The organism is Tomitella gaofuii (genome assembly GCF_014126825.1).
GTDB lineage: Bacteria > Actinomycetota > Actinomycetes > Mycobacteriales > Mycobacteriaceae > Tomitella > Tomitella gaofuii.
Genome location: NZ_CP059900.1, coordinates 3,944,170 through 3,969,396, shown reverse-complemented (window position 1 = coordinate 3,969,396; position 25,227 = coordinate 3,944,170). Strand labels below are relative to the sequence as shown.

Annotated in this window: 25 protein-coding genes; 13 read left to right on the top strand and 12 right to left on the bottom strand. The window is 71.7% G+C overall.

What is annotated here, in order from left to right; all coding sequences use genetic code 11:
• The 3 genes from H4F70_RS18350 to H4F70_RS18340 form a co-directional block, all read right to left on the bottom strand.
• A complete protein-coding gene (locus H4F70_RS18350) occupies positions 1-1,164 on the bottom strand; it encodes an acyl-CoA dehydrogenase family protein (RefSeq protein WP_182358259.1) in 1,164 nt (387 codons plus the stop codon).
• Between the two features lie 31 nt (positions 1,165-1,195).
• Positions 1,196-1,723, bottom strand: coding sequence for a hypothetical protein (locus H4F70_RS18345; RefSeq protein ID WP_182358258.1), 528 nt, complete (start codon positions 1,721-1,723; stop codon positions 1,196-1,198).
• Between the two features lie 110 nt (positions 1,724-1,833).
• On the bottom strand, positions 1,834-2,808 hold the full coding sequence (locus tag H4F70_RS18340) for a pseudouridine synthase (RefSeq protein WP_235681208.1): 975 nt from the start codon (positions 2,806-2,808) through the stop codon (positions 1,834-1,836).
• A gap of 194 nt (positions 2,809-3,002) precedes the next feature.
• On the opposite strand from H4F70_RS18340, the gene H4F70_RS18335 reads away from it, so the two are divergent.
• From H4F70_RS18335 to H4F70_RS18315, 5 genes are all read left to right on the top strand, one after another.
• Positions 3,003-3,821 (top strand): enoyl-CoA hydratase/isomerase family protein, encoded by an 819-nt coding sequence (locus tag H4F70_RS18335; protein WP_182360518.1) that lies wholly within the window; start codon positions 3,003-3,005, stop codon positions 3,819-3,821.
• Positions 3,821-4,579, top strand: a complete 759-nt coding sequence (locus tag H4F70_RS18330; protein WP_182358256.1) for an SDR family NAD(P)-dependent oxidoreductase — start codon at positions 3,821-3,823, stop codon at positions 4,577-4,579. The genes H4F70_RS18335 and H4F70_RS18330 overlap by 1 nt, the downstream gene beginning before the upstream one ends.
• A gap of 15 nt (positions 4,580-4,594) precedes the next feature.
• Positions 4,595-6,325 (top strand): class I adenylate-forming enzyme family protein, encoded by a 1,731-nt coding sequence (locus H4F70_RS18325; RefSeq protein ID WP_182358255.1) that lies wholly within the window; start codon positions 4,595-4,597, stop codon positions 6,323-6,325.
• The gene (locus H4F70_RS18320) at positions 6,325-7,512 is read left to right on the top strand and encodes an acyl-CoA dehydrogenase family protein (protein ID WP_182358254.1); all 1,188 of its coding nucleotides are present in this window, start codon (positions 6,325-6,327) and stop codon (positions 7,510-7,512) included. Before H4F70_RS18325 ends, H4F70_RS18320 begins: the two co-directional genes overlap by 1 nt.
• Positions 7,513-7,576: 64 nt before the next feature.
• Entirely contained in the window at positions 7,577-8,245 is a 669-nt protein-coding gene (locus H4F70_RS18315) for a TetR/AcrR family transcriptional regulator (protein WP_182358253.1), read from the top strand.
• 30 nt (positions 8,246-8,275) lie between these two features.
• On the opposite strand, the gene H4F70_RS18310 is transcribed toward H4F70_RS18315, so the two are convergent.
• Entirely contained in the window at positions 8,276-8,989 is a 714-nt protein-coding gene (locus H4F70_RS18310; protein WP_182358252.1) for an exonuclease domain-containing protein, read from the bottom strand.
• 208 nt (positions 8,990-9,197) lie between these two features.
• Between H4F70_RS18310 and H4F70_RS18305 the strand changes: the two genes are divergently transcribed.
• Both H4F70_RS18305 and H4F70_RS20895 read left to right on the top strand, forming a co-directional pair.
• Positions 9,198-9,518 (top strand): hypothetical protein, encoded by a 321-nt coding sequence (locus tag H4F70_RS18305; RefSeq protein WP_182346387.1) that lies wholly within the window; start codon positions 9,198-9,200, stop codon positions 9,516-9,518.
• Between the two features lie 104 nt (positions 9,519-9,622).
• Positions 9,623-9,745, top strand: a complete 123-nt coding sequence (locus tag H4F70_RS20895; RefSeq protein ID WP_268968344.1) for a hypothetical protein — start codon at positions 9,623-9,625, stop codon at positions 9,743-9,745.
• A 33-nt stretch (positions 9,746-9,778) separates the two neighbouring features.
• On the opposite strand, the gene H4F70_RS18300 is transcribed toward H4F70_RS20895, so the two are convergent.
• The gene (locus tag H4F70_RS18300) at positions 9,779-10,348 is read right to left on the bottom strand and encodes a gluconokinase (RefSeq protein WP_182358251.1); all 570 of its coding nucleotides are present in this window, start codon (positions 10,346-10,348) and stop codon (positions 9,779-9,781) included.
• Between the two features lie 83 nt (positions 10,349-10,431).
• Here H4F70_RS18300 and H4F70_RS18295 point away from each other — a divergent pair, with 83 nt between their 5' ends.
• The 4 genes from H4F70_RS18295 to H4F70_RS18280 all read left to right on the top strand — a co-directional run bounded on the left by H4F70_RS18295 (position 10,432) and on the right by H4F70_RS18280 (position 14,388).
• The gene (locus H4F70_RS18295) at positions 10,432-11,841 is read left to right on the top strand and encodes an MFS transporter (protein ID WP_182358250.1); all 1,410 of its coding nucleotides are present in this window, start codon (positions 10,432-10,434) and stop codon (positions 11,839-11,841) included.
• 104 nt (positions 11,842-11,945) lie between these two features.
• Complete coding sequence (locus H4F70_RS20890) at positions 11,946-12,743, top strand: RDD family protein (protein ID WP_268968343.1); 798 nt, start codon at positions 11,946-11,948, stop codon at positions 12,741-12,743.
• Positions 12,744-12,964: 221 nt separating this feature from the next.
• Positions 12,965-13,612: a ribonuclease H family protein gene (locus H4F70_RS18285; RefSeq protein ID WP_182358249.1), complete on the top strand. Its 648-nt coding sequence runs from the start codon at positions 12,965-12,967 to the stop codon at positions 13,610-13,612.
• 83 nt (positions 13,613-13,695) lie between these two features.
• Positions 13,696-14,388, top strand: coding sequence for a hypothetical protein (locus H4F70_RS18280; protein ID WP_182358248.1), 693 nt, complete (start codon positions 13,696-13,698; stop codon positions 14,386-14,388).
• Between the two features lie 13 nt (positions 14,389-14,401).
• Here H4F70_RS18280 and H4F70_RS18275 read toward each other — a convergent pair whose 3' ends face one another.
• Together H4F70_RS18275 and H4F70_RS18270 are read right to left on the bottom strand one after the other, a co-directional pair.
• The gene (locus H4F70_RS18275; protein WP_182358247.1) at positions 14,402-14,863 is read right to left on the bottom strand and encodes a hypothetical protein; all 462 of its coding nucleotides are present in this window, start codon (positions 14,861-14,863) and stop codon (positions 14,402-14,404) included.
• A gap of 42 nt (positions 14,864-14,905) precedes the next feature.
• Complete coding sequence (locus tag H4F70_RS18270; RefSeq protein WP_182358246.1) at positions 14,906-16,138, bottom strand: adenylate/guanylate cyclase domain-containing protein; 1,233 nt, start codon at positions 16,136-16,138, stop codon at positions 14,906-14,908.
• Between the two features lie 296 nt (positions 16,139-16,434).
• Here H4F70_RS18270 and H4F70_RS18265 point away from each other — a divergent pair, with 296 nt between their 5' ends.
• A complete protein-coding gene (locus H4F70_RS18265) occupies positions 16,435-17,199 on the top strand; it encodes a hypothetical protein (RefSeq protein WP_182358245.1) in 765 nt (254 codons plus the stop codon).
• Between the two features lie 130 nt (positions 17,200-17,329).
• On the opposite strand, the gene ilvD is transcribed toward H4F70_RS18265, so the two are convergent.
• The 4 genes from ilvD to H4F70_RS18245 all read right to left on the bottom strand — a co-directional run bounded on the left by ilvD (position 17,330) and on the right by H4F70_RS18245 (position 22,400).
• Complete coding sequence (ilvD, locus tag H4F70_RS18260; RefSeq protein WP_182358244.1) at positions 17,330-19,066, bottom strand: dihydroxy-acid dehydratase; 1,737 nt, start codon at positions 19,064-19,066, stop codon at positions 17,330-17,332.
• 221 nt (positions 19,067-19,287) lie between these two features.
• Complete coding sequence (gene trxA / locus H4F70_RS18255) at positions 19,288-19,647, bottom strand: thioredoxin (RefSeq protein ID WP_182346398.1); 360 nt, start codon at positions 19,645-19,647, stop codon at positions 19,288-19,290.
• Positions 19,648-19,837: 190 nt separating this feature from the next.
• Positions 19,838-21,238, bottom strand: a complete 1,401-nt coding sequence (locus tag H4F70_RS18250) for an FAD-binding oxidoreductase (protein WP_182358243.1) — start codon at positions 21,236-21,238, stop codon at positions 19,838-19,840.
• Positions 21,239-21,305: 67 nt separating this feature from the next.
• Complete coding sequence (locus tag H4F70_RS18245; protein ID WP_182358242.1) at positions 21,306-22,400, bottom strand: alpha/beta hydrolase; 1,095 nt, start codon at positions 22,398-22,400, stop codon at positions 21,306-21,308.
• 723 nt (positions 22,401-23,123) lie between these two features.
• On the opposite strand from H4F70_RS18245, the gene H4F70_RS18240 reads away from it, so the two are divergent.
• Complete coding sequence (locus tag H4F70_RS18240; RefSeq protein WP_420883136.1) at positions 23,124-23,933, top strand: L,D-transpeptidase; 810 nt, start codon at positions 23,124-23,126, stop codon at positions 23,931-23,933.
• Between the two features lie 173 nt (positions 23,934-24,106).
• Here the strand turns inward: H4F70_RS18240 and H4F70_RS18235 are convergent, their stop codons facing one another.
• A complete protein-coding gene (locus H4F70_RS18235) occupies positions 24,107-25,222 on the bottom strand; it encodes a DMT family transporter (protein WP_182358240.1) in 1,116 nt (371 codons plus the stop codon).
• Between the last annotated feature and the right edge of the window lie 5 nt (positions 25,223-25,227).

Sequence of the window (25,227 nt, the reverse complement as noted above, 5' to 3'; positions counted from 1 at the left end):
CTACAGCTCTCCGCGTGCCACCAGTTGTGCGGTGATGACGTTGCGCTGGATCTCGTTGGTGCCCTCGCCGACGATCATCAGCGGCGCGTCGCGGAAGTAGCGTTCCACGTCGTACTCGGCGGAGTACCCGTAGCCGCCGTGGACGCGGACGGCGGACAGCGCGATCTCCATGGCGGCCTCGGAGGCGAACAGCTTGGCCATGCCCGCCTCCATGTCGCAGCGCTCGCCGGCGTCGTACTTCTCGGCGGCGAAGCGGGTGAGTTGGCGGGCTGCGGTGAGCCTGGTGGCCATGTCGGCGAGGAGGTTCCCGACGGCCTGGTGCTTGTGGATGGGCACGCCGAAGCTTTCGCGCTGCTGCGCGTAGGCCAGCGAGTCCTCGAGCGCGGCCGACGCCACCCCGAGCGCCCGCGCGGCCACCTGCAGGCGCCCGGTCTCGAGGCCTTTCATCATCTGCCCGAACCCGTGGCCGGGCTCGCCGCCGAGCACGGACGAGGCGGACGTGCGGTAGCCGTCGAACACGAGCTCGCACGTCTCGACGCCCTTGTAGCCCAGCTTCGGCAGCTCCCGCGACACGGTGAGGCCCGGTCCGTGTTCGACGAGCACCACCGAGATGCCGGTGTGCCGCGGCACTGCCGCGGGATCGGTCTTGCACAACAGCGCGATGAGCCCGGAGCGTCGGGCATTGGAGATCCACGTCTTGGCGCCGGAGATCACCAGATCGTCGCCCTCGGCACGCGCGACCGTGGTCATGGCCTGCAGGTCGGATCCGCCGCCCGGCTCGGTGAGCGCCATCGTCGCGCGCAGCGCGCCTGTGGCCATGCGCGGCAGGTAGCGGCGGCGCTGCTCCTCGGTGCCGAAGAGGCTGAGGAGCTTCGCCACCACGGTGTGGCCGCCCATCGCGCCGGCCAGGCTCATCCAGCCGCGGGCGAGCTCCTCGGTGACCCGCACGTAGCACGGCATGGAGACGGGGGTGCCGCCGTACTCTTCGGGCACCGCGAGCCCGTAGACGCCCAGCGCCTTCATCTGCTCGATCCAGCGCTCGGGGTACTCGTCCGCGTGCTCCACCGCGCGCACGGAGGGCTTGACGTCGCGGTCGATGAACCGGCGCACGGTGTCGACGAGCATCCGCTCTTCGTCGTCGAGGCCGGTCAGATACTCGGACATGCTGTGCTCCTCCTGCGACCTCGGGTGCGGCTCAGGCTCGGGCCTCCGCGCGCGCCGCCTTCACCAGCGCGGTTTTGCGCTCCTGATAGGTGGAACTGAAGGCCTCCGCGTCGGACACGCCGTCCATGGCGCTGTAGGTGACGTGGGTGAAGACGGATTCGGCCGCCGCGAGCACGTCCCCGGGGGCCCGCACGCGCAGCTCGTTGTGGATGCCCGCGAGTGTCATGATCGACTCGGCCAGCCGCCGCATGGCCGGCTGCCCGGACTGCAGTGCGTCTTCGAGTTCGGTGTCCGCCAGCTCCTTCTGGTCCACGGCGAGCAGGGCGTTGTGCGCGGTATCGGCCGCGTCGATGAAGCGCACCGTCGCCCCCGTGATGTCGACACCCGGGTTCGTGTCGCCCGGCGTGGCATGGCCCGCCGAGCCCCGGGCGGAGCGGCCCCGGCGTCCGCCGAACACGATCCCCAGCAGGACGCCCACGAGCAGTCCGACGACGATGCCGATCAACCCTGCCGCCCACAACGTCGTGGAAGTCTGCAGCAGCTCGGTCAGGGCGTCCATGGTCGCATGGTAACAACACGCGCGTGACCAGTGTGAATAGTGAGATCACTGAGGTGCGCTGCCGTGTGTCCGGCCCGCACCCATGAGGGAGGCGATTGCGGGGTTCGTCGCTACCACCGCTCCAGCGCGCGTGCGCTGACGAACCGCCGCCGGGCCCCGGTGTAGGGGTCGGTGAACTCCAGCGACCGCGCCAGCAGCTGCAGCGGACGTGAAAAGTCGTGTTGCACGGAGCCATCCCTGGCTCCGGTGCCAGGAGCCGGGCCCGCGCCGTATAGCGGATCCCACATGATCGGCGCGCCGATGGACGCCAGGTGCACCCGGATCTGGTGCGTCTTGCCCGTCGCCGGGCGCACCCGCATGCGAACGTGTGCCCCGCCGGGGACGCGCTCCACGGCGGTCTCGGCGTTCGGTGTTCCCGGGGTCTCGTAGGCGCGGTGCACGCCGCGCTCCTTGACGATGCGGCTGCGCAGCACCGTCGGCAACGCGAGGGACGGCGGCGCCGAGCACACCGCCTCGTAAGTCTTGCGCACCGCGCCCGCTGCGAAGAGCTCCTGGTAGGCGCGCCGCGCGCCGGGGTCCACGGTGAAGACGAGCACCCCGGCGGTGAGCCTGTCCAGCCGGTGCGCCGGGGCCAGCGCGCCGATCCCGGTGCTGCGCCGCAGCCGCACCAGCGCAGTCTCCGTGATGTGCCGCCCGCGCGGCATCGACGCCAGGAAGTGCGGCTTGTCCACCACGAGCAGCCGCGCGTCCCGGTGCAGGATCTGCAGCGCGAACGGCACCGGTTCCTCGCGTGGCGGGTCGCGGTAGTAGAAGACCTCCGCGCCCGGGGTGCACGGCGTCCCCGCGGTGATCGGCGCGCCGTCGGCGTCGACCACCTCGCCGGCGGCGATCTTCTCCGCGATGCGCAGCGCGCCGGCGGGGAAGCGGGCCGTGAGGTACCCGGCGATGGTCGCGGGGGTGTCGGCTGCGGAACCGTCGCGTGCGCGCTCGCTGATTCCGTGCGGGACCCGCACCCGGCTGGGGCCCACCCCGTCGCGCACGGGCAGGGGCGGTCTGCGGCGCTGTGAACGGGGACGGCGGGGCACCCGGCCAGCGTAGATGTTCGCGCGGCCGCCGGGCGTCGACCCGCAGCGCGCAGGCGTGCACCCCTTGACGGATCGGACGTGACGGGGTTCACTGAGAAGGGGTGAATGACTATTCATTACAAATGAGTCGATATTCACGTCAGCTGCTCCGGCCGCGCAACGGGTCGGAGATCGGCGGACCAGGAAGGGACACCATGGACTACACCGACTATCAGCAGCTCACCTTCGAGCGACGGGACAACGGCGTCCTGCTCATCACCCTCAACAGGCCGGAGAAGTACAACGCCACCGACGAGGAGATGCACGGCGAGCTCGCCCGGGTGTGGCACGACGTCGCGAAGGACCCGCAGACGCGCGCCGTCGTGGTCACCGGTGCGGGCAAGGCGTTCTCGGCGGGCGGCGACCTGGCGATGGTCGAGCGCATGGCCGGCGACCACGACGCCGTCGCGCACATGCTCGACGAGATGAGCGAGATGGTCTACGGCATCGTCAACTGCGACAAGCCGGTGGTCTCCGCGATCAACGGCGTCGCCGTGGGCGCCGGCACCGTGGTGGGCCTGCTGGCGGACATCTCCATCGTCGCCGAGGACGCGAAGATCGGCGACGGCCACGTCAAGCTGGGCGTCGCGGCCGGCGACCACGCCGCCATCATCTGGCCGCTGCTCGCCAGCCTGGCCAAGGCCAAGTACTACCTGCTCACCGGCGAGATGGTCACCGGCGCGGAGGCAGAGCGCATCGGCCTGGTCTCCAAGGCGCTCCCGCGCGACCAGGTGCTGGACGAGGCGCTGCGCGTGGCGGACGTGCTCGGCAGCGGTTCGCAGAAGGCCATCCGGTGGACCAAGCGTGCGCTGAACAGCTGGGTGCGCGACGCCGGTCCCATCTTCGACCAGTCCGCCGCCTACGAGATGCTCAGCTTCATGACGCCCGACGTCGTCGAGGGCGCCGCCGCGCTGCGCGAAAAGCGTGCGCCGCGGTTCCCTTCTGCGGCAGCGGATGCCGAGGAGGCGAAGTGATGGCCGGCGGGAACAGCACCGGGGGGAACAGCACCGATATCGCCGTCGTCACCGGCGCGGGCTCGGGCATCGGCCGCGCCATCGCGCTGCGGCTCGCGGCCGGGGGCGCCCGCGTGGTGGCCGCCGACCTGGACGAGGCCGGCTCCGCCGCGACGGCCGAACACCACCCCGACCGGATCACGGTGATGGGCGTGGACATCGCCGACCGCGCCCGGGTCGACGCCCTGCGGGACAGGGTGCTCGCCGAGGTGGGCGTGCCCACGATCCTCATCAACGCCGCCGGCTGGGACCGTATCGCGCCGTTCCTCGAGGCGGACGCGGAGTTCGCGCAGAAGGTCACGGCCATCAACTACCTGGGCCCGGTCAACATGTGCAGCGCGTTCCTGCCCACCATGTCCGAGGCCGGCCACGGCCGCGTCGTCAACCTGGCCAGCGACGCCGGGCGCGTCGGCAGCGCGGGCGAAACCATCTACGCGGGCGCCAAGGGCGGGGTCATCGCGCTGACCAAGTCGCTGGCCCGCGAGATGGCGCGTGCCGGCATCACCGTCAACTGCGTGTGCCCCGGCCCCACGGACACCCCGCTGTTCGGGTCGCTGCCGGAGAAGCTGCAGGGAGCGTTGGTCAAGGCGATCCCGTTCCGCCGGCTCGCGCAGCCGGAGGAGGTCGCGGCCGCGGCGACGTTCTTCGTCTCGCCCGAGACCTCCTACATCACAGGCCAGACGCTGAGCGTCAGCGGCGGCCTCACCATGGCCGGGTAGAGAGAGGCGAGCACGATGGCAACCGCGCAACAGTCACAGTCACAGTCGGCGGGGGACGGAGCATACGACGCGCTGGCGTACCGCACCTATTTCGAGAACGCGTTCACCTACATCAACGGGTTCCGGCGCAACGTCCGGCGGTTCGCGGGCAGGACCGCCATCGACGATCCCGCGTCGGGCCGCACGTGGACCTACCGCGAACTGGGCGCGGCGGTGGACGCGCTGGCGGCGGGCCTGGCCGAGCTGGGCGTGGGCCGCGGCGACGTGGTGGCCTACCAGCTGTTCAACGGCCCCGAGTTCGCGCAGCTCTACCTGGCCACCCAGGTCGCCGGCGCCGTCGGCTCACCGATGAACTTCCGCCTGGCCTCCGGCGAGACCTCCTACATCCTCACCCACAACCGGCCGCGGGTGTTCTTCTACGACAGCGCGAACGCCGCCATGTCGGCGGAAGCGCTGAACCGCAGCGGCCACGTCCCCGAGACCATCGTGGCGGTGGGGCCCGGCGAGCCGATCGCGGCCCCCGACGGCGCACGCGTGGTGCGCTTCGACGACGTCGCCGCATCGACGGGCCCTGTGCCGCAGGTGGACCGGACGATCTGGGAGGAGACGACGCGGCTCTACACCTCCGGCACCACCGGCATGCCCAAGGGGGTGCCGATGAACAGCGCCATCGAGATCTTCAGCGCGCACGACGTGATCATGCAGTTCCCCCTCGCGCCCGAGGACGCGACGCTGAACATGTCGCCGTGGTTCCACCGCGGCGGGCTGTACTGCGCGGGCCCCAACCCGTCGTTCTACGTGGGCGGCTCCGTGGTGCCGCTGCGCACCTTCGACGCCGATACGGTGCTGGACCTTGTCGCATCACGGGGGCTCACGTTCCTCATCGGCGCGCCGACCAACCTGGCGATGCTCTCCGACGCGCAGGAGGCCAGGGCCCGCGACCTGTCCACCCTGCGCGGGGTGGTCACGATGGGCTCCCCGCTGGACCGCGAGGCGGCCCTTCGGTACCAGCGTCTGCTGCACCCGCGGATCTTCAACGGCTACGGCAGCACCGAGGGCTTCTGGAACACCTTCCTGCGGCCCGTCGACCTGCCGGAGATGGCGGGCACGGCGGGACGGGCGTGCATCGACGACGACGTGGCCGTCGTCAAGCTGTTCGACGACCGGCCCGCCCAGCCGCACGAGACCGTGGCCCGGGACGGCCGGGAGGTGGGCGAGGTGATCGTCCGCTCGCCCAAGAGCGCCGGCCAGTACTCGGCCAACCCCGAGCAGGACGCGGCCAAGTTCCACGACGGCTGGCTGCACATCGGCGACCTGGCCACCTGGGACGACGGCGAATACGTGACGATCGTCGGCCGCCGCGACGACATGCTGCTCTCCGGCGGAGAGAACGTGCACCCGGTGGGCGTCGAAGCCGCGCTGTGCGAGCACCCGGGCGTCGCCGACGCGCTCGTGGTGGGCGTGCCCGACGACACGTGGGGCCAGCTGGTCGTCGCCTACATCGTCCCCCGCGCGGGCGCGGGCCTGCCGGAGGACGGGCGGGCGGCGGCCGACGCGCTGGATGCGCACTGCCGCACGCACCCGATGCTCTCGCGGTTCAAGCGGCCCCGGGCGTACCGGATGGTGGACGCGCTGCCGGTGTCGGCCACCGGAAAGAAGCTGCACTACAAGGCGACTGCCACGGCTCGCGACGACATGGCACAGGGGCTTTTCACCCGGACCGGCGGCGGAGACGGAGACGCGTGATGGGCACGATCACCGACCCGGCTGCGGCGCAGTCGATTCCGTCGACACGGCTGGGCGAGGCGGACGAGCACCGCGACTTCCGGGCGGCCGTCCGCGGATACGTGCGCGACGCGGTGGCCGGCCGGCAGGAGGCGTGGGAGGACGCCGCCACCCTGCCCCGGGAGTTCTTCACCGGGGCAGGCGGGCAGGGCATGCTCGGGTTCTCCGTGCCCGAGTCCTGCGGCGGCCCCGGCGTCCGCGACTACCGCTACAACGCCATCGTCATCGACGAGGTGGCCCGGGTGGGCGCGGCGGCCTGCGCCATCGGGCTGTCCCTGCAGAACGATGTGGTGCTGCCGTATCTGACCGACCAGGCCGACGCCGCGCAGCAGGCCCGCTGGCTGCCGGGCGTCGTCACCGGCGAGACCATCCTCGGCATCGCGATGACCGAACCCGGCGCCGGCAGCGACCTGGCCGGCATCCGCACCAGCGCGGTCCGCGACGGCGACGATTACGTGGTGGACGGGGCGAAGACGTTCATCTCCAACGGGCAGAACGGCGACCTGTTCGTCGTGGCGGTGCGCACCGGCGACGACCGCCACGGCGGGCTCACCCTGCTCGTCGTCGACGGCGACACGCCGGGCCTGGTGCGCGGCCGCAACCTGGACAAGATCGGGCTGCACGCGCAGGACACCAGCGAGCTGGCGTTCGAGAACATGCGGGTGCCTGCGGCCAACCGTCTGGGTGCCGAGGGCGACGGCTTCGGGATGCTCGTGCACAACCTGCCGCAGGAGAGGCTGTCCCTGTCCGTCGGCGCGGTGGCCGCCGCGGAGGGGGTGTTGCAGCAGACCCTCGACTACGTGCAGGAACGCACCGCCTTCGGCGCGCCGATCGCGCGGTTCCAGAACACGCGGTTCGTGCTGGCCGAACTGGCCACCGAGCTGGACCTGGCGCGCACCTACCTCGACGACTGCATCGCCGCCCACGTGCGCGGCGAGCTCACCGCGGGGCGGGCGGCGCGGCTCAAATGGTGGACCACCGAGCTGCAGGTGCGCGTCGCCGACCGCTGCCTCCAACTGCACGGCGGCTACGGGTACATGCGCGAATACCCCGTGTCCCGGGCGTTCGTCGATGCCCGCATCCAGACCATCTACGGTGGCACCACCGAGATCATGAAGACGATCGTCGCCAAGGACCTGGGACTATAGCGGGGCGGGAGCGACGCGGTGAGCGGCGGAAACACAGTGAGCGGTGGAAGGAGGCGCGGAGGCGATGGCACGCACGACGGAGACCGGTCCGGCGGCCGTCGATGAGGCGGTGCGCGCCGTGCGGGTGAGCTCGCGGCGCCGGCAGATCCTCGACGCCGCGGTGCGGGTGATGGAACGCACCGGGTTCCACCAGATGTCCATGCAGGCGCTCGCCGACGAAGCGCAGGTCAGCGTGGGGCTGATCTACAAATACTTCGGCGGCAAGGAGGACGTGCTGCTGGGCACCATCGTCGGCATCCTCGACGCGTTCCAGGACATGCTCGAACCCGCCATGGCCGGCGCCGGCGACGACCCGGTGGAGCGGTTCGCCGCCGGATTCCGCCGGTATGTGGAGATCGTCGACGAGAACCTGGACGCCGTGGTGCTCACCTACCGGGAGAGCCGCACGCTCACCCCCGCGGGGCGCGCCCGCATCAAGGAGCTCGAGATCTCCACGGCGGCACCGCTGCGCGGCGCGCTGGCCGACGCGATTCGGGCCGGCGCCGTCGCCGACGTCGACGTGGACCTGGTGACCTTCGACGCGATGATGCTCGCCCACGCGTGGGCGCTCAAGCGCTGGCACTTCTCGCCCCGGTGGACTCTCGGCGAATACTGCGCCGCCCAGCTGCGCCTGCTGCTGGGCGGGCTGATCGTGCCCGAGCACGCGCCGCGGTACACGCACCTGCTGGGGTAGCGGCGGGCAGGCGGGGCGGGCCGGATGCCGTCAGGCGGCGCGGCGGATCGGCCACTCGCCGTTGACGTCGGCGGCGTCGCGGCCGACGCGCACCAGGTACTCGGCGAAGCTCCGCTGGCGTTCGGCGTGCCAGCGGGTCTGCTCGGCGACGATGTCGAGGGTGCGCAGGTCCGGATACTTGTGCACCAGCGCGGTCAGCAGATGCGCGGCGGCGACGGCGTCCGCCCGGGCCTCGTGCGAATTGTCCAGCCGCACCCCGTAGTGCCGGCACACGTCGCCGAGGGTCCGCTTGCCCTTGCGGTACCGGTCCATCTCACGGTCGATCACGTACGGATCCGCGACCAGGGCGGGCGCGAGCGGCGGGAACCCCTGGCGGCGACCCTCGGCGTCCATCAGGGTGAGGTCGAAGCTGGCGTTGAACGCCACCACCACCGCGCCCGCCTCCCATGCCTGCTGCAGCACGTCGCGGATCTCGGTGTAGCCGGAACGGTATTCGGCCCCGCCGGCCCGGGCGGCCTCGGTGCTGACCCCGTGGACGGCGGTGGCGCCCGCCGGGATCGGAATGCCCGGGTCGACCAGCCACGTCCGGACCGAATCCGGGGCCGGGACGCTCGCGGCGGGCCCTGTGCGGGGCGCGGGCGAGAGCATGGCGACACACGCCGTCACGATCCGCGCCGACAGGGGATCGGGGCCCGTGGTCTCCAGATCGAACGCGCAGACGGGCTGGTCGGACCAGGTGTTCATGGGGCCTCTTCCGTGAGCGGTGGAACATTGCGCGGTGCAGCTGCCGGTACCGGCGGGCCGCCCGTCGGTGCGTATCGCGGAGCGGGTTGCGCGCGATGCGAACATCAGTTTGCTCCACCCTGCGCCCCGCCACCGACAAGTACCGACAAAGGCCAGGTGAGTGGTGTGATCAGCGACATCGCCGGGCAGTCGAGGATAGTGTGGACGCGTGGATGATCCGGACGGCTTCGCGCACAGTGAGCTCGCCCGGCGCCGCCGGCACGAGAAGGCCGTCGCGCTCGCGCGGTACGCGTGGGACCGGCGCATCGCGGCCGGGGAGCTGGCCGCTCTGGACGAGGCGACGCTGCGCCGCTTCGCGCGGGCCGCCGGCGTGCACCCGCCGAGCTCGCGCGCCACGTGGGACGCGACGGTGGAGCTGCTCGAGCGCAAGCAGGACTGGGCCGAGCGCAATCCGGGCCGTGACGAGGCGGCGCGCGCCCACCCCGAAGAACGGATCATGTGGGTCAAACCGCCGGTGCCCGGGTGGTGAGCGGCGGACGGGTGTCGTGCGCGAGCCGGTCTGCGCTTCGCGGGCGCTTGGAGAGCTCGCGGGCCGATCAGCGCCGCGCGGGCTGTTTCACCTGGGCTTTGCGGATGACCGATTCGCTGGAAGTCGCGCCGCTCGCGGGTGGGCTGTTGACGGGCGCGCTGGTGGCGGATCGGCTCGCGACCGGGCGGCCAGTCGGCCCGCGCGCTGGGGAGCCGCCCGCGGGCTGACGGCGCGCCCACGGGATTGGTGCGCTCAGGCGGTCACCGCGCGTCGAGCCGCCGGAGGATCTCGTCGACGATCCGCCCGGGAGTGCCTGCGGCGTCGACGGTGATCGCGGGCTCGTCGGCGGTCGGCGGCTCGAGCGTGGCGAGCTGCGAGTCGAGCATCGGGGCCTTCATGTAGTGCCCCTCGCGTGCCTCGAGTCGCCGGTGCAGCTCCGCGCGGCCGACGTGCAGGTGGACGAAGAGCACAGGGGCCGGCCCCGGCTCACGCCCGCCGTCCGCGCCGCGCAGCAGGTCCCGATAGGTGCGCCGGAGAGCGGAGCAGGCCACCACGCCGGGCGCGCCGTCGGCGGCGGAGGCGAGGATCCAGGCGCGGACCCGCCGCAGCCACGGCCACCGGTCGGCGTCGGTGAGCGCGTGCCCCGAACCCATCTTCGTCACCGCATCGTCCGAATGCAGGTCGTCGCCCTCCAGCATCGGCCGGCCCAGGTGCTCGGCCAGCAGCGCGGCCACCGTCGTCTTGCCCGACCCCGACACGCCCATGACGATCAGCGTGCCGAGCCCCCGCGACGACGGGGCGGACCATCCGCTGCGGGAACCGTGGGTCATAGTGGAGATCGTGGCACGCGCAGGGCGGCGCGCGCACGCCGCGAAGTGCTGACCCTGCGCAGCATCGGTGCCCTGGGAGTGTGATGAAGCGGAACTCTTCGCGCGCCACCACGGCGCCGGAACGCACGCGGGTGCCCCTGCCCCTTTCGACGGGGCTCGGCACCGGCTCGATGCTGCAGCCGCTGAACTCGTCGATGATCGCGGTCGCCGTCATCGCCATCGCCCACGACTTCGGCACCTTCGAGGGCACCGCCTGGGTGATCTCCGGGATGTACATCGCCACCGCGGTGGTCTCGCCGGCGGCCGGCAGGCTCGGCGCGCTGTTCGGCCCCCGCAGGATGTATCTGACGGGGCTGGCGATCATCGCGGCGTCGTCGGTGTTCGGCGCGCTGGCCCCCTCGCTGACCTGGCTGATCGTGGCGCGGGCGCTGCTCGGCGTCGGCACCGCCACGCAGTACCCCACCGCCATGATGATCGTGCGCCGGGTGGCGGCGGAGAAGAGCGCGGAGACGCGGACGGCGCTCGCGGTGCTCACGGTGTGCTCGCAGTCGATGGTGGCATTGGGGCCCACCCTGGGCGGGCTGCTCACCACCGTCTTCGGCTGGCAGGCGATCATGTGGGTCAACCTGCCGATGGCGGCGCTGACCGGGCTGTGGGTGTTGCGCGTCGCCCCGCCGGACGTGCCCCGCGAGCACCCCGGGGCGCGCGCCGTACTGCGCCGGATGGACCTGCCCGGCACGGCGTTGTTCCTCGTCTGCATCACCACGACGATGGTGTTCCTGCTGTCGCTGGCGGAGCGGCCGCAGTGGGCGTTCCTGCCGGTGGCGCTGGTGTCGGGCGGGCTGCTGGTGTGGCGGGAGCTGCGGGCGCCCGAACCCTTCATCGACGTGCGCGCCATGCTCCGCAACCGGCCGCTGGCGATGACCCTCGGCCGCACCACCGTCACCTATACCGCCTTCTACCTGGTGTACTTCGGGCTGCCGCAGTGGCTGCAGGGCGGGCGAGGCATGGACGCCGGTCACGCGGGGCTGATCATGCTGCCGCTGGCGCTCGTGAGCATCGCCTCCACCGTCACGGCCACCCGCGTCTACACCGACCACGGACCGCGGCCGGCGCTGCTCATCGGCACCGTGGGCCTCGTCGTCGGTGGTGCGCTGCTGGCGACGGTGGCGGATTCGACGGTGACGATCGCGGCCATCATTGGCATCGCCATGATCCTCGGCGTACCCAACTCGTTCAACAACATCGGCAACCAGAACATCGTCAACGCCGTCACCACCACGGAAGAGGTGGGGGTGGCGCTCGGAATGTACCGGACGCTGCAGTACATCGCGGCCAACATCGCGGCCGTCATCATCGAGATCTGCATGGGCGGCGCCATCGACGACGCCGGATTCCACCGCGTCGGCCTGGTGATGACCGGGCTCGGGGCGGCACTGCTGGTGGGCGTCCTCTGCTCGCGGACGCTGCGGGGGTTGCGTCCGCGCGGGTGAGCAGGACCGTCGCGGTGTGTCCTCCATGGCATCGGCCCCGCGCTGCCGGTAGTGTCCTCAGCAACTCCCTGTGCTGAGGGACACATTGCGGAAGGATGCTGCCGATGACGACAGGACCCGGCGACCAGCGGCCGGAAGGCGACGACGGGACGCGTGACCCGGGCGGCGCCGACGGCGGGCAATACGGGGGCGGCCAGTACGGGGCCGCGCCGTACGGTGCACCCGAATACGGCTCCCCGGACTACGGCGCCCAACCATACGGTTCCCAGCCTTACGGTTCCCCGGACTACGGTTCGCCGTCCGGGTACGGCAACGCCTATCCGCCGCCCCCGCCGGCCGGCGGCTACCAGGCCTATCCCACCGGCGCCAACCAGATGAGCGGCGGCGGCACGCCGGGCGGGCTGGCGCCGCGGTTCGGTGCGCGCATCATCGACAGCCTGATCATCGGCATCCCGATGCTCATCGTCCAGATGATCGTCGGTGCCGCATTCGGCGTGGGGCAGGCCTTGCTCGACAACACTTCCCCGGGCATCGGCTACTGGGTTGTCTCCGCCATCATCGCGATCGTCTTCGCCTTCGCATGGACCGCCTACTTCGTGTGGTTCGAGACGACGAAGGGGCAGACCCTGGGCAAGCAGCTCCTGCACCTGAGAGTGGTGGGGGCGTCCGGTGGCAATCCGACGACACAGGAGTCGCTGCGCCGCAATGGTTATGTGGTGCTCGGGTCGATCGGGATGATCATCGGCATCATTCCGATCATCGGCACGATCATCAGTTGGATCATCGACATCGCCATGCTCGTCATCGTCATCATCATCGCGGTGACGATCAACAGCAGCCCCACCAAGCAGGGCAAGCACGACGAGATGGCAGGCGGCACGCGGGTGGTCACCACGCAGTAGCCGGCTCTCTGCGCAGCATGCCGAGGCGCGGCCCGGGTCACCGGGCCGCGCCTCGGCCATTCTTGAGGGCGGGGCACTTGGCTTCGCGCTCGAACTTCGGGCGCGAACCCCGGCAGGGTGTCGTCGAACCGAAACGCGTGTGCCTCGCTGTGATGCATGTCGCGGAGGGTTGCGGCGTGGAGGGGTGGCCACACGCGGGATGCGAACGTATGGTCTGGTGCGTGATCATGGTCAGCACGGACGGGTCCTGCCTGAAGAACCCTGGTGGCGCCATCGGCTGGGCATGGGTGGACCATCGCGGCGGTGCGCATTCCGGCGGGGCCGCGGAGGGCACCAATCAGATCGCCGAGTTGCGCGCGGTCCTCGAGGCGATCAGTGCACACCCCGGTGATGAGCCGCTGATGATCGAGTCGGACTCGCAGTACGCCATCAAGTGTTCCACCGAGTGGCTGCCCGGATGGAAGCGCCGCGGATGGAAGACCGCCGGCGGAACCCCGGTCAAGAACGTCGAGCTGGTGCGGGCCATCGACGCCGCCATCGCGGAACGCCCGGGCCCGGTGCGGTTCCGCTGGGTGCGCGGCCACGTGGGCAACGAGTTCAACGAAATGGCGGATTCGCTGGCCGGCAAGGCGGCCCGGGCTGCGCGTGACGGCAAGATCGTGGCGACGCCCGCCCCCGGGGCGGATCGATTCGGTGACGCTGCGGCCGCGCCCGAGCCCGAGTCCACCGAGACGCCCGAGCCCGAGACCGCCGAGACGGCCCTGCCCGAGCCCGAGACCACCGAGGCTGTGGCCCCGGCGCGCATCGACCAGCCCGACCAGCCGGCGTTGTTCGCCGCCCCCGAGAACGAAGAGCTCACCCTGTTCTAGCCTGGATACCCGAGCCCGGGCGGTCGGTGCGGCGCGTCCGCGACGGCCGGCCCGCGGGTGCAGCCCCTGCAGGAAGGATCGCCGTGAAACGGAGCGTCGCCGCACTAGGTGGTGTCCTCGCCGCGGCGGTGCTGGCGGGCTGCGGGTCCGGCGGGGATGCGCCCGCGCCGGACGGCGAGTACCGGCCCCTCGGCTTCGGCACCGACAAGCGGATCGAGATGTTCGTGCCGCAGGGCTGGAGCATGATCAATCAGAACGACTTCCTGCCGTCGGACCCGGCCGAGGCCACCGGACAGAGCGGCGTCACCTACGCACTGCTGGACCGCTCGCGCATCCCGGAGGAACTGGGCGGCAAGGTCGCGGGCGACGACGCGGCGCGGTCGACCTTCGCCGCCCAGGCGCAGCAGGGCGCGGCCATCACCGCGCAGTTCACCGAGATCACCCCGTGCGACAAGGTGGAATCGATGCTCAAGGCGCAGCGCGACCCCATCGACTTCGACTCCATCGACGACGCCGGCAGCGGCCTGGGCGACCACCGCAAGCTCGGAGAATCCACGCGCGAGATCGACGGTGTCGAATACCGGTACGTCCAGTACTACTCGAGCATCCAGCTCAGCTCCACCCACTGCGTCGGCATGCTGCTGCAATCCACGCTCAAGGCGCCGGACGACGCGACCGTCGACGAGGCACGCCGGGTGATCACCGAGGTCGCCGACAACTCCCGGATCGACCAGCCCATCACGGAGAAGGGCGGGCTCGAGACCGACGGCGACTGAGGCGGCCGCGTGATCACGCCCAGTCGGCGACGAACCCCGCGACCAGCACTGCGGTGCCGCCGATCTCGCCGACGATGAGCGCCAGCATGAACGCGTGCGTGCCGCGGACGGGGTGGGAGAACTGGTTGTCGGTGTCCCGCAGGACGCCGTGGACCACGTAGCTGCCGATCGCGGCCACGAAGAAGGCGATGACGACCAGCGCGGCGACGAGATTCACCGCGGTCGGCCATGCGCTGAGCTCGGCGAACACCGCCAGCAGCAACGTCGCGAACGAGTACATCAGTGCCGCGCGATGGGCGATGTCGACGTAGGGGTGGGCCAGGTGGGTGGGCGATACGGCCATCTGCCGGTACTTCCACACCCCGAGGGCCAGCGCCCACAGGAAGATCAACCCTGCGCACAGCAGAGTGACCTTGGCGTCCACCCCCAGCGACCACTCGATGCTCCCGGAGGCCACAGCAACAGGTTGGGTCATGCGCCGAGACTATCCGGCGGCAACCCGCCGACTGTCCGGTGATCATTCGTCGCTGTCGTCGTCGGATCGGCCGCCGCGCGCGGAACGCTCGCCGTCGGAACGCACCCACCGGGTCTTCCTGCGCAGTTGCCGTGCGCGCAGCCGTGAGTATCCGTGCACCTTCACCGGCCGGATCATGCGGGTGGACAGGCCGTTCGGCGGGGTGAGCTGCTGCGCCAGCGACTCGTCGACCAGCACGGTGCCCGGCCGCGCCGCCCCGGTGAGGCGGGCGGCGATGTTCACCACGGCGCCGTAGGCGTCGCCGTAGCGCACCAGCACGTCGCCGTAGGCCATGCCCACGCGGATCTTCGGCAGCGTACGGGCCTCGCCGATGGCGTCCTGGAGCGCGACGCCGATGAGCGCGGCGGTGTCGGCGTCGTCGGCTGTGAACATGACCTCGTCGCCGACGTTCTTGATGATGCGCCCGTGGTGCTCGGCGATGACCCGTGCGCAGATCGACTCGAACTCGTCCAGCAGCGCCGCCAGGTCGGTGATGTCGATCCGCCGGGTCAGGTGCGTGTAGCCGACCATGTCGGCGAAGCCGACGGCGAACGGACGGCTGTCGTCGCCCTCGCGGGTGCGCAGCAGGATGCGCTCGGAGGTGGCGGCCAGATGCCGCCGCCACACATGGTCCTGCAAGTCGCGGATCATCGGCAGGAGCGCATCCGCCGTCTGCACCACGATGGAGGTGACGGTCTCCTCGTCGAACGGTTCCGTTCCGGGGTCCGTCTCCGGGGTGCGTGCCGAATCGGACGCGGGGGCACCGGGCCATTTGCCCGGATAGCGACGGTTCTCCATCAGCGCGTGGAGCACGAACTCGGTCACCAACGACACCTGCCACTCGGCGAGCCGGGACATGGCCTGGCCGGTGGCGCGGGAGATCGGCGCGATCACGTCGGACCGGAGCACGCCGGAGTCGGTGAGGCGCTTGAGCACGCGCAGCGCGGCGACGTCGGAGTCGGTGTAGTTCGCGGCGTCCGGGTCGGAGGGGATCGCGAAGCCCATGGCGGTCCACAGCTCGGTGCAGCGCTCCACCGGCACGTCGGCCAACTCGGCGACCTCGTAGCGGTCGTACTTGCGTTCGCCGCCCAGCAGCGACACCTCGATGGCCTTGCGGGTGGCGTCGACGACGCTGGGCGGCGCCAACGATTCGGCGGCGCGGGCGCGGGCGCGGGCGGCCTCACGCGACAGGGCGCGGCTGCTGTCGGACCCGGCGGGCTCGTCGGGATCGGGCATACCGGACGCAGGCGCGTCGGGGGCCGGCCCGGGCGGGCCTGATGCATCGCCGGACCGCGAAGGGCCTTGTTGACGTGCCACTGCGTTCCCTTCCGCGCTGTCGGTCCATTCGGCTCCGGGCCGTTCGATCCTATCGCCGAGGCCACGCCGATTTCGGCCGACCACCGTCGATGACCGCCTGCGGCGGACGAGGATGTCGCTTCGGATGCCTATCATGGCTCGGGCTGCACCACGGAGACGGACGCCGCATATCGCGGGCACCGGCACCGACCCCGGCATCGGAAGGAACAGGCACAATGGCAACGCGCTCGGCCGCCACCGCGGCGGCCTCGCTCACCGACGGCGACCTCGACGCGCTTCGTGCGGCGTTGGCGGACGGCAAGAGGCCGACGGTGTATCTGCGGGACCCCATTCCCAGCCTCGACGTACCGGCCGGCGCCTCGGCCAAGGTGCAATCGATCGACGGCAAGACCGTGACCGTCAAGCCGCGCCGGATAGACGACGAGCTGCCCTACGAGGCCGACGAGCTCCGCATGACGCGCACAGCGCCTGCGGCCCCGGCGAAGAAGGCGCCCGCGCAACGGGCCCCGGCGAAGAAGGCGCCCGCGCAACGGGCCCCGGCGAAGAAGGCGGCCACCGCGCCGGCCACACCCGCTGCGCCGGCGAGAACAGCGGCCCCGGCGAAATCCTCTGCGCCGGAGCGGGAGCCGTCCGCGCCGGCGGGGTCCGGCCGGGCGAAGGCCCCCGCTGCGGCGGAGCCCCGGCGCAGGCCGCGCGGCCGCGGGCCCGCGTCGGTGACCGTGACCATCGAAGGCGCCGCCTCGGGCGCTCCGCACGAGTGGGCGGTCACCGTGGTCGGCGGCGGCGCACGGTCCGGCAAGCCGGTTCCGGTGCGTGCCGAGTCCGTGGTGCAGGCGGTCGATGCGCTGGGGGTTCCGGCGGCGTCGAAGGCGGTGGACGCCGTGCTGGTGTCGGCGCGGGCGCAGGCGGAACGGCGGGTCGAGGAGCTCGCGCGCGAGCTGGCCGAGGCCAAGAAGACCCTGCGCTCCCTGGGCTCGTAGCGGGCGGGCCCGCGCCCGCGTGCCCCCCCATCCCACCGCGCGCCCCTCATCCCACCGCGCGCGCATCGTCCCGGCGTGTCGCGGCAACAGGCGCGCGGCACACAACAGGCCCCGGCTCCACCGCCTCCCGCTACCCGCAGACAGCGCCCACGGAGGCCGATTGCACGAGCTTCGCGTATTTGGCCAGCACCCCGCGGGTGTACCGCGGGGGAAGGGGCTGCCAGCCTTCCTGCCGGCGGGCCATCTCGGCATCGTCGACCTCCAGGTCGAGGGTGCCGCCGGAGACGTCGAGCGTGATCCGGTCGCCGTCGCGGATGAAGGCGATGGGTCCGGCGTCGACGGCCTCGGGCGCCACGTGGCCTACGCACAGGCCGGTGGTGCCCCCGGAGAACCGGCCGTCGGTGAGCAGCAGCACGTCCTTGCCCAGCCCGGCGCCCTTGATGGCCGCGGTGATCGCGAGCATCTCGCGCATGCCGGGCCCGCCCTTGGGGCCCTCGTAGCGGATCACCACCGCGTCGCCCGCCTGGATCGTGCCGTCCTCGAGGGCGTCCAAGGCGGCCCGCTCACGGTCGAACACGCGCGCCGTTCCGCGTATCACCGAATCGTCGAAACCCGCCGATTTCACCACGGCACCGCCCGGGGCGAGGGTGCCCTTGAGGATGGTCAGACCGCCGGAGGGGTGGATGGGGTCGTCGAGGGCGCGCAGCACCTGGCCATCGGGGTCCGGCGGGTTGATGTCCGCGAGGTTCTCGGCGACGGTCCGGCCGGTGACGGTGAGGCAGTCGCCGTGCAGCAGGCCCGCGTCGAGCAGCGCCTTCATGAGCACGGGGACGCCGCCCTCGCGGTCCACATCGAGCATGACGTGCTTGCCGAAGGGCTTGACGTCGGCCAGGTGCGGCACCCGCGCCCCCACCCGCACGAAGTCGTCGAGGGTGAGCTCCACCTCGGCCTCGTTCGCGATGGCCAGCAGGTGCAGCACCGCGTTGGTGGACCCGCCGTAGGCCATGACCACCGCGATGGCGTTCTCGAAGGCCTCCTTGGTCATGATGTCGCGCGCGGTGATGCCGTCCGCGATGAGCCGGACGACCGCCTCGCCGCTGCGGCGTGCGTACCCGTCGCGGCGGCGGTCGGATGCGGGCGGGGCGGCGCTGCCCGGCAGTGACATGCCCAGGGCCTCGGACACGCACGCCATCGTGTTCGCGGTGTACATCCCGCCGCACGCGCCCTCGCCGGGGCAGAAGGTGCGCTCGATGGTGTCGACGTCGGCGCGGCTCATCAGGCCGCGCGAGCAGGCGCCCACCGCCTCGAACGCGTCGATGATGGTGACCTCGCGCTCGCTGCCGTCGGACAGCTTGGCCACCCCGGGCAGGGTGGAGCCGGCGTAGAGGAAGACGTTCGCCAGGTCCAGTCGGGCGGCGGCCATGAGCATGCCCGGCAGCGACTTGTCGCACCCGGCGAGCAGCACGGAGCCGTCGAGCCGCTCGGCGTTCATGACCGTTTCGACGCTGTCCGCGATGACCTCGCGCGAGACCAGCGAGAAGTGCATGCCCTCGTGGCCCATGGAGATGCCGTCGGACACCGAGATGGTGCCGAACTCCAGCGGATATCCGCCGGCCGCGTGCACCCCGTCCTTGACGGCCTGGGCCAGCCTGTCCAGCGACAGGTTGCACGGGGTGATCTCGTTCCACGACGAGCCGACGCCCACCTGCGACTTGCCCCAATCCTCGTCGCCCATGCCGACGGCGCGGAGCATGCCGCGGGCGGCCGTCTTCTCCAGCCCGTCGGTGACGTCGCGGCTGCGCGGCTTGACGTCGTGCGTCGCCGTGGCCCCAGGTGTGGACTCCTGGGCCGCGTTCTGCTCTGCCATCGTGCTCCCCTATCGGTTGACAGCACCAACACTCACTGCCCACTACATAACCCGGAGCACGCGGTGGTCGGCAAGGCCCGCCGGGGAAACGCGCACTGCGCGGTGCACAGCGAAGGCGGGACCGACGCACGACGGGGCGGGCGTGCGAAGAGGCGGGGCGCCGTCTCCGGCGCCCCGCCTCGTCTGCGGTGCTGCATGATCGGGCCGGCGCCCCGGCCGGCTCAGCCCTCCTGGGCCATCTGGGCCCGGACCTGCTCCATGTCGAGGTCCTTGACCTGCTGGACGAGCTGCTCGAAGGCCTGCTTGGGCAGCGCGCCCGGCTGGGCGAACACGAGCTGGCCCTCGCGGAACGCCATGAGCATGGGGATCGACGAGATCTGCGCGGCCGCGGCGAGCTGCTGCTCCGCCTCGGTGTCCACCTTGCCGAACACGACGTCCGGGTTCTGCTCGGCCACGGACTGGTAGGTGGGCGCGAACTGCTTGCACGGGCCGCACCAATCGGCCCAGAAGTCGACGAAGACGATGTCGTTGTCGGTGATGGTCTGCTCGAAGGTGTCGGCAGTGAGGTCCTGGGTGGCCATGGCCGCTCCAATCGGGTTTCCCGCCGTGAGCGGGTCGGTTGCACTCGGCGCGGCCCGGGCCGCGCCGACCTCGGGGGTCGCCGTGGCGGGGTCGCGCCCTCACCACCGCACAACATAACGGGTGGCGGCGACATTCCCCGGAGCGGCGCGCCCCGCGGCGCGCTGTGACAAGCCCCAACGGCGGGTACGCTCAGAACACCGCGCCGGGGTTGAGCAGGCCTTGAGGGTCGAGCGCCGTCTTGATGCGGCGGTTGAGCTCCATCTCGTCCGCGCCCAGGTACTGCGGCAGCCACGCCTTCTTCATGCGCCCGATGCCGTGCTCGCCGGTGATCGTGCCGCCCATCGACAGTGCCAGCTCGATCACCTCGCCGAAGGCCTGCTCGGCGCGTGCGGCCACGGCGGAGTCGTGCGCGTCGGACACGATCAGCGGATGCGTGTTGCCGTCGCCGGCGTGGGCGACGACGGCGATCGTCACGTCGCGCCGGGCGGCGATGTCCGCGATGCCGGTGACCAGCTCGGGAAGCCGGGTCATCGGCACGCCCACGTCCTCGAACAGCAGATCGCCCAGCGCCGCCACTGCGGGGAACGCGGCGCGCCGGGCGGCGCAGAACGCCTCGCCCTCGTCGGCGTCGTCGGTGTGGAACACCTCGGTGGCGCCGGAGTCCGTGCACGCGGCCACCATCCGGTCGAGTTCGGCGGCCGCATGCCCGCCGGGCGCGTCGGATTGGGCGATGAGCATGGCCTCGGCGTCGCGGTCGAGGTCCATCCTCAGGTAGTCCTCGCAGGCGCCTATCGACACCTTGTCCATGAACTCGAGCATCGCGGGGCGCATCGACCGGGTGATCGCCAGCACCGCGTCCGCGGCCGCGCGTAGCGACGCGAACGTCGCGACCATCGTCACGGCCGGATCCTGACGGGGGATGAGGCGGACCGTGATCTCCGTGACCACTCCGAGCGTGCCCTCGGAGCCCACGAACAGCTTGGTCAGCGACAGCCCCGCCACGTCCTTGAGCCGCGGCCCGCCGAGCCGCACCAGCGTGCCGTCCGCCAGCACCACGTGCAGGCCCAGGACGTAGTCGGTGGTGACGCCGTACTTGACGCAGCACAGCCCGCCCGCGTTGGTGGCGATGTTGCCGCCGATGGAGCAGATCTCGTACGACGACGGGTCCGGCGGATACCACAGCCCGTACTCGGCGACGGCCTTCTTGACCTCCGCGTTGAGCAGGCCCGGCTGCACCACGGCGGTGCGGGTGGCCGGGTCGACGGTGATGGCGCGCATCCTCTCCAGGCTGAGCACTACGCAGCCGTCGACAGCGCTGGACCCGCCGGACAGGCCGGTGCCGGCGCCGCGGGGCACCACGGGCACCCCGTGCGCGTCCGACCAGCGCATGACGGCCTGGACGTCCTCGGTGCAGGTGGCGCGGACCACGGCGACGGGGGAACCGGCGTCCGGCTGCTGGGCCCAGTCCTGGCGGTAGCCGGCCGTCGTGTCGGGGTCGGTGAGCAGCGCCCCGGCGGGCAGCTGGGCGGCGAGCGCGTCGAGAAGCGCCGGCGACGCGACGGCCGGGGCGGCGTTGTGGGCGGTGGACATGGGGCTGCTCCCGGTCGGAGGGCGGGTTTCGACGCCCACTGTAGGCCGCCGCGGCGGTGTTCTCGGGCTACTCGACGGCGGTGAGCAGCGGGCCCCAGGACGAGCGGAGGAAGCGGCCGATCTCGGCGATCGCGTCGTGCCCCTCGGGGATGACGTCCGCGAACACCTGGAACACGTGCGGCTGGTGGTCCCACACCTGCAGCTCGCACGGCACCCCCGCAGCGGCGAGACGCTCGGCCATGAGCGCCGAATCCGGGTAGAGCATCTCGTGCGAACCCACCTGGATGAGCGTGGGCGGCAGCTGCGTGAGGTCCGCGTCCACGGGGCACACGCGCGGGAGCTGGCCCCGGTTGGTCATCGCCTGTTCGTCCAGCCGGTCGGACAGCCTGGACAGGGCGGGGACGGCGCGCCGCGGGAACATCGCACAGTGCCGCGAGTTCCGGTGGGCCAGCTTGCGTGTGGGGTCCATCTCCGTCAGCGGCGACATCGCGACGATGCCGGCGGGCCCCGGCAGGCCGGCCTCGGCGATGGCGAGCGGCACTTCGAAGGCCAGATATCCGCCGGCGGAGTCTCCGGCCACGACGATGTCCTCGGCGCTGTAGCCGTTGGCCAGCAACCATTTGTAGGCGTCGACGCCGTCGGCGATCGCATCGCTGATGGTGTGGTGCGGCAGCATGCGGTAGTCGACGGCCAGCACCGACGACCGGCTGACCGCGGAGATGCGCGACACCATGCGCCGATGGGTGCGCAGCCCGCAGCACAGGAAGGCGCCGCCGTGCAGGTAGAGGACCACGTGGTCGGTGGTGGCGCCGGGGCCCTGGATCCACTCGGCGTCGCAGTTCTGCAGCCGCACGGGCTGGTGTTGCGTGCCGTCGACGGCGGGCAGGGCGGTGGCGGCGGCGTCGAGCATCCCCACCGGCCAGGCCAGGCGGCTCGTGTAGGACCAGAGCGAGAACGTGGGGCGGGCCGTGACGCTGAGCGCGCGCGAGACGAGTTGCGACTGGAGGCTGACTCCGCGCATGTGCTGGCGGCGGACGGTGGTGGCGACACCCGCGGCGGGGGCGGCACCGCCGGCCGACGACGGCGTGCGCACGGCGGGATCCGAGCGGCGCGCAGAACCCCGGCCGGGCTCGATGAGCCGCAGAACGTTACTGCGAGTCATGGCGTCCTCCTCCTGCAACGTCGGACTGCGTCGTCGCCTCCGGACTGCGGAGGCGACCGCGGGATACTGCGTCGTACCTGTATGGCGATGTACCTTGTCGTACCTGTAAGGCGTCGTACCTTGAGGGCGTGGGTCGGGCGTCGTTCCGGGGCCGCGAGCAAACAATGCCACACTGACACGTGTTCTGCATCACATCGTTATCAAATTGTTTGACAGGCGTTCACGACCTGTATGGAGGACTATCGCCCCGCCGCGGCAGGACGCTACACAGCGCGGGCCGTGGACCGCAGGCCGGGGGCGCGCTCGGAGACGGTGTCCGGAAGGGGGTGTCGCGCGCGTCGGGCCCGGAAGTGGGACAATGTCGTGCACGTGATCGGCCGCGGCTGCGGCCCGCGGAAATCGTAGACGGCCGGACCGACCGAGGTGGATGAGAATGCCGACACAACCGACCGGACCCGACCGCCGCCGTTCCCGCGCGGGAACGGGGCGGGGCCCGCTGCGCCGCGTGCGCGCCGGCGTGCTGCGCACAGGCGTCGCACTCGCGGCGGCCGTGGGGCTGGGCGCGGGCCTCGCGCTGGCAGGCGGCACGGCGACCGCGCAGCCGCTGTTCGGCGGCGCGCCGGGCTCCGTGGAGCTGCCGCAGATCCCCGCGCCCGAGCTGCCGCAGGTTCCGCCCGTCCCGGTGCCCGACGTCCCCCTGCCCGCGGGCAGAACCTCGCCGGCGTGCTCGAGCAGGTCGGCGTGCCCGTCGCGCACGGGCCCGACGGCGCCACCGTCGGCCAGACCGGCCCGGCGCCGCTGGAACCGGCCAACTTCGCCACACCGCAGATCACGCCGTCGGAGGGCGCCGTGGTGGGCGTCGCGCAGCCGATCATCATCAACTTCCCCGCGCCGGTGGGCGACCGCGCCGCAGCGGAGCGGGCGATGCGCGTGACCACCGACAACGGCGTGACCGGCGCGTTCCACTGGTTCGGCGACTCGCAGGTGCGCTGGCGTCCCGAGAACCTGTGGCCCGCGCACACACAGGTCACCGTGGAGGCGGGCGACGCGGTCCGGCACTTCACCATCGGCGACGCCCTCATCGCCACCGCCGACGACGCGACGAAGACGATCACCGTCACCCGCGACGGCCAGGTGGTGCGCACCATGCCCACGTCCATGGGCAAGCCCGGCCACGAGACCCCCAACGGCATCTACACCGTGGGTGAGAGCTTCCGGACGATGATCATGGACTCGTCCACCTACGGTGTGCCGATCGACTCGCCGGAGGGTTACCGGCTCGAGGTCGAGTACGCCACGCGGATGTCCAACAGCGGCATCTTCCTGCACGCGGCACCGTGGTCGGTAGGCGCCCAGGGCAACACGAACGTGAGCCACGGCTGCCTCAATGTGAGCACCGCCGACGCCAAGTGGTTCTTCGAGAACGCCAAGCCCGGCGACCCGGTGATCGTCGTCAACACGCAGGGCGGCCAGCTGAACGGGCACGACGGCTTGACCGACTTCTCGATGCCGTGGGGGACCTGGGCGGGCTGACCCGCCAGGGCGCCGCCGAGCGCCGATCCTGCCGTTGCGCGCCGGCCACCCGGGATCTCCGGGTGGCCGGCGCGCTTGTTCGTAGCGGGCCCGCCGAGCAAGCGTTTCTGGCACGTTCTGGCCCGCTGGTGTGCATATTCCGCTTGGTCGGCGGAGCGGTCGGCAACGGAGGTTCAGAGCCTCTTCGCCGGGGCGGCGCTGTCCGATTCGATGATCTCGACGGGCCGGATGCCGGTGGCGCGGCGGCCCCGCAGACGGCGCCAGCGGGCGGTACGGGCGTCGTCCCCGACGTCGACGGGGGTGGGCCCGGACCCGGAGCTGCGGGTTCCGAGGCGCCGCGGCTCGAAGGCCACCACCGCCACCGCCGCGATCACGACGACGCAGCCGAGCAGCTGGGCGGACGTGGGCCGCTCGCCCAGGATGATCATGGCGAACACGACGGCGAGGGCGGGCTGGAGCAGCAGCATCGACGCGCCCACTTGCGACGGCAGCTTGGGCAACGACGCGCCCAGCAGCACCCAGCCGAGCACCTGGCCGACCAGGGCCAGCGCGGCGAGCCAGCCGATGGCGCCCCAGCCGGGCGTGAAATCGATGCCGCCCCACGCGGTGCCGAACGCGGTGCCGACCATGCCGGCGGTGATCGTGGCGACGAGCACCTGCGAGTTGGCCCCGCCGCCGCTCGCCTTGCCCGTGCGGCCGATGATGATGATGTACCCGGCGAACGCGACGCCGGAGAGCAGGCCCAGCGCGGTGCCGGCGAGCGGATCGGAGCCCGCGGCGGATTCGCCGCCGAGCACCCCGCCTGCCAGTGCGATGCCGAGGAACATCACCGGAACCGAGATGACGAACCGCATCGGGATCTTGTCCCGGAAGAACGCCCAGGCCAGCAGCGGCACGACGAGCACCTGCACGTTGTTGAGGATGGTCGCGATGCCTGCGCCGATCATCGCGATCGACTGCGTCCACAGCGCGAAATCGAGACCGAGGAACACTCCGCCGAGGGCATGCAAGGCGACGGTGCGGCGCGACGGCGTGCCGTTCCGGCGGATCTCGGCGTAGGCGAGGAACGCGAGTGGCAGCACCGCGAGCAGGCAACGGTAGAACACGACCGTGGCCGTGGAGGCGTCCACGAGCTTGGTGAACACCGCGGTGAGTGAGATCGAGGCCGCACCGGCGGCGGCGATGAGACGCGGGTCGAGCCCGGGGCGGACGGTGGGTGCCCCCGTCGCGGAGGTCGGGGTTGCCGGGGTGTGCGGGGCGAGCGTGCGCGACGGGGAACGGAAGGCCATGCGTC